This is a genomic window from Ruegeria sp. YKSD179 (genome assembly GCF_059612885.1).
In genome coordinates, this window is the sequence record NZ_JBXWRL010000112.1 from 1 (window position 1) to 3,908 (window position 3,908).

The following is a 3,908-nucleotide window of genomic DNA, read 5'->3' on the forward strand; positions in this document are numbered from 1 at the left end:
CTCCGCCACTTACACATTGCGAACCCGAGATGAGGTCCCTAGCGGGGCCTTTTTTCTTTTTGTTTCAAAGGGGTTTAGCGGGGCCATCCGACTTTCGGAGACTGGGGCTTTGGACGAAATGGGTCTCTGAACGCCCTGCGTCTCTTTCCACCCGCCTTTCACCCAAGTCGAGACGGATTCAAAAACTTACGTATTTTCCGATGCTTGTCAGAAATGTGCTGCGCCGCAGTTGAGGCGACTTCGAGCGCTATCGATGCAACCAGAGACACCCGGAGGCGGCGTAGTAGTGCGAGATGACGAGAAAGCGTTGGTACGTTGGGCCACAGCCAAGTCGGGCGACACTTCTCCCGCGACAGTGGTCGACGGATTCCAGACCAGTCATTGACTGCAGCTTGCAGCAAGGACCGAGATGCGGACGAAGCGGTCACCTACGATCCATATTCAGCGTTGAACCCATTCTTCGCCTTTAACGGAAGATAGTCAGCGTTAGGACAGTCGGACAAAGATCAGATCTTCGACATGTGGACTTTGCCATCCTTCATGATCAGATCCAGAGTGTTCTGGTAGTCGATAACAACACCGATGTCCTCGGTCGGATCGCCGCCGTAGAGTAGTATGTCTGCCCAGGCACCTTCCTCGATGACACCGAGTTTGGCCGCTCGGTACGGGTTGCGTGAACGAGCGAGTTCGAAAAGCTGTCCGTTTGCTGACGTTGCTTGCTTGAGCATCTCCGTTGGTGTGAAGAACGGCGAACGCTGTTGGAACTCCAGCAAAACCGTATCCAGCATCGATGATGCCGCGTCGGTTCCCCATCCAATTTTGACACCGTACTGCTTAGCCCATCCCATAACTTGCTCATAACCGGCTACAACCTCCCCTGCTTTGCGCCGGTTTTCATCGGTGAAAAAGGGTACATCCATAAGTCCCACGGGGTTCGAGAGGCTGCTGAGCCACATGCCAGCTTCTGCCATCATCGCGACGGTTTCTTCGGACATGAGATGGCCATGTACGTTGTCCGCCACCCCAGCGCGGATCATGCGCTGAACGCTTTCGTCGTTGTAGGCATGACAAGCAACATAGGTATCGTAATCTGCGGCGGCTTCGACCGCTGCGCGGAATTCATCTTCCGAATAGCCGACCGATTCCAGCGGATCCTTTACGGACGCAACTCCACCGCCAGCCATGACCTTGATATAAGCCGACCCGTTTGCCAGAGCTGTTCGAACAGCCCAACGAACATCACTAGGACCATCCGCAAGGATGGACCAACCGGAAGTGAGAGAGCGGTTCGCATCGCTGGATAAAGACTCTGTTCCGCCGAGATACCTGAATCCGCCAAAGTCTCCATGTCCCGAGGTCGCGCCAACAAAATGCCCCGCAGACATGATACGCGGCCCTTCTATATGTCCAGCGTCGATCGCCCGGCCCAATTCAATTGAAGGCCCGCCGAGGTCTCGGATAGAGGTCACGCCCATGTCGATGAGTTTCTTGGCCTGCGGGATTGCCGCGTACGCTGTTGTGTAGATTGTCTCCGACAATACGGCCCGCAAAGGATCGACCGTAGGCCCAAGCATCACGTGTTGGTGCGAGTCAATCAAACCAGGTATCAAGGTGCGACCGCCGCCATCAATCTGCATGGCGTCTGGTGCTACGATGGGCTCGCGTGAGACCGTGGCGATAAACTGGCCTTCTACGAGAACACTGCCATTTTCAATAAGTGCGTCGTTCACGCCATCGAAGATTTTCACGTTCGAAATCAACGTTAAAGGAGCCGCTGATTGGGCGCGGGCAGGAACGCGAGCCGTAGCACTCAGAGCTATGCCGCCGATTATTACGTCTCTGCGGTTGATATAACCTGACTTCGCCATTCTTTTTTCTCCTGTCTCCGTTGATCGCAGCAAAGCACAAAAATCATATTGAAACCTGTCAGATTTGACGCCGGCGTGTAGTTTTCCTTTCTTTCATGACAAGAGTGGATTAATTTTCGCTAGTTTGTTTGAAGGAGGCTGTGATGGCACCTAAGCGAGCGGATGTTCCACTCATGCGCGCTTCTGTTCTGTCGCCATTTATTGATCGACTGACCAGCACCGATCGAAATGCTATTTTCGACCGGTTAGAAATGACCTCGGCAGATTTGGCATCGGGCGCTAAACTGATCGCTGCAGAAACAAGCTACAGGGTCGTGGAGTGGTGTGCAGACCTTTCAGGCAACAAGTACTTCGGACTAGAAGCCGGCCTTGCGCTTAGTGTCGAAGACTGGCCTCCATTCCGCGATGCTGCCGGAAGTTCGGTCACGCTAGTCGAATTCTTGTCTAAGTTTTCTGCCACTGCGTCACGTTATGCATCCAGTACACGCTATTCGCTAGAGTTCGGTGCAGAAGAGTGCATGTTCCGCCAGATGCGTACTTTTCGCCCGAGTGCTTTACCTGAGCAAGCCGATGCCTTCGCCGTCGGCCTCTTGGTCATATTGCTCAAAAGATCTGCTGGGAAAAGCTGGGATATGAACGAATTGCAGCTACAAGTCTGCGCACCCGAGTTTATTGACCATCGGGCGCTTGCGTCAGCAAGGAAAGTAGCCGGCGACCGAATGGGTGTATCATGTTCCTTTCCAATGGGGTGGCTGTGGGAGAACTGTGACTTCGCACAAGACGATTTAAAAGAGGCGCGCATCGAAACTGAAAAATTACCCAAGGAACTAGAAAGAATTATCGAACAAGTAATTATGTCCGGCGTTTCTGTTGCCGAGATCAATGTGGCACGCTTGGCTAAGGAATTGGGGGTCCCTGCTCGAACTCTCAGGGAACGGCTCAGAAAAAGCGGCACGAACTTAAGGAACGTCATCAACGTAGTCAAAAAAAAAGAAGCCGAAAGAATCCTTGTTCAAAATTCAATGTCTGTGACGGATGCCGCTACAAGGCTGGGTTACAAAGACCCGGCGAACTTCACACGTGCCTTCAAACGGCTTACCGGGAAAAGCCCAAAACACTTTAAGCGCGACTCAGTTGCATTCCAGTAACAGCTTGGCGGCTTGCGAAATTGAGAGCAAGAAATTGTCTCCTTTGGGCTCTCTCCAGGCTTTTGGTGCAAAGTGAATGAAGGTCCGCTCCATCTGAAACAGGAACGGTGTGTGTGTCGTTTGAGGCCAAACGCCAGCCGCTAATCGAATACGCGCTCCGCCTGCTCCTGCCATGTCTCCCCCGCCAGAAAACACAGATCATACAGACTGACAGCCGACGCCTCACGCCCACAAGTCAGCCTTTTCTGTACCTCCGGCGCCAGATAAGCGAGGCGTAGCTGACGACTGACATGGCGCTCGGCCAGACCGACGGCTTCGGCCAGTTCCTGGATTGTCGCGAACTCACCGGCCTCCATCCGGCGACGCCAACTCCATGCGCGGCCGATTGCGCGCAGGATATGGGGATCCTGTGCCTGATCCGCGCTCGGGCTGTGGTCAGCCGGCGGCAGGATCTTGGGTCTCCCGTTCTTCTTGCGCATCTTGAGAGGGATCAGGATGCGGATGGTGTTGTTCGGCTTGGTCATTCGGCAGCCTCCATCTCGCGGGGCGCGAACATCTCACGGATGACCCCGGCGATGCCCTCGCGCCGGATATCGACCTCGAGTCCGGCGGCCGTCACTGTGATGCGCCGAACGAGGAGCTGGACGATCCGCGCTTGCTCGGCCGGGAAGAGTTGCGCCCACAACGTGTCGAACTCGTGGAGCGCCCCCAAGGCGTCGGCTTCGGAAATATCGGCGGTTTTGGTTTTGAGCGCCGCCAATACCTGCGTGACGACCTCCGGTGTTTGCAGGATCCGGCGGATTTCGGTCACTACCGCGTCCTCGACCATCCCGGCGGCCAGCCGCGTCGGCGCGGTCTCTTCGCCGGTATCGCGGTTCCGGATCACGTCCAT

Annotated in this window: 4 protein-coding genes and 1 pseudogene; 2 read left to right on the forward strand and 3 right to left on the reverse strand. The window is 55.0% G+C overall.

All coding sequences use genetic code 11. The annotated features are described in order from the left end of the window. Positions 1-253 precede the first annotated feature (253 nt). The gene (locus AC2FNE_RS24460) at positions 254-385 is read left to right on the forward strand and encodes a hypothetical protein (RefSeq protein WP_496806545.1); all 132 of its coding nucleotides are present in this window, start codon (positions 254-256) and stop codon (positions 383-385) included. Between the two features lie 121 nt (positions 386-506). On the opposite strand, the gene AC2FNE_RS24465 is transcribed toward AC2FNE_RS24460, so the two are convergent. Further along, complete coding sequence (locus tag AC2FNE_RS24465; protein WP_496748144.1) at positions 507-1,868, reverse strand: metal-dependent hydrolase family protein; 1,362 nt, start codon at positions 1,866-1,868, stop codon at positions 507-509. 143 nt (positions 1,869-2,011) lie between these two features. Between AC2FNE_RS24465 and AC2FNE_RS24470 the strand changes: the two genes are divergently transcribed. After that, positions 2,012-3,016 (forward strand): helix-turn-helix domain-containing protein, encoded by a 1,005-nt coding sequence (locus tag AC2FNE_RS24470; protein ID WP_496806546.1) that lies wholly within the window; start codon positions 2,012-2,014, stop codon positions 3,014-3,016. Between the two features lie 140 nt (positions 3,017-3,156). Here AC2FNE_RS24470 and AC2FNE_RS24475 read toward each other — a convergent pair whose 3' ends face one another. Beyond that, complete coding sequence (locus AC2FNE_RS24475; protein WP_496806547.1) at positions 3,157-3,540, reverse strand: hypothetical protein; 384 nt, start codon at positions 3,538-3,540, stop codon at positions 3,157-3,159. Continuing rightward, positions 3,537-3,908 (reverse strand): annotated as a pseudogene (locus AC2FNE_RS24480) (recombinase family protein); the annotation flags it as partial. The gene AC2FNE_RS24475 and the pseudogene AC2FNE_RS24480, both read right to left, overlap by 4 nt.

Coding starts and splice junctions, on each gene's coding strand:
- AC2FNE_RS24465 (WP_496748144.1), bottom strand. CDS start 1,868: ATGGCGAAGTCAGGTTATATCAACCGCAGAGACGTAATAATCGGCGGC.
- AC2FNE_RS24460 (WP_496806545.1), top strand. CDS start 254: ATGCAACCAGAGACACCCGGAGGCGGCGTAGTAGTGCGAGATGACGAG.
- AC2FNE_RS24475 (WP_496806547.1), bottom strand. CDS start 3,540: ATGACCAAGCCGAACAACACCATCCGCATCCTGATCCCTCTCAAGATG.
- AC2FNE_RS24470 (WP_496806546.1), top strand. CDS start 2,012: ATGGCACCTAAGCGAGCGGATGTTCCACTCATGCGCGCTTCTGTTCTG.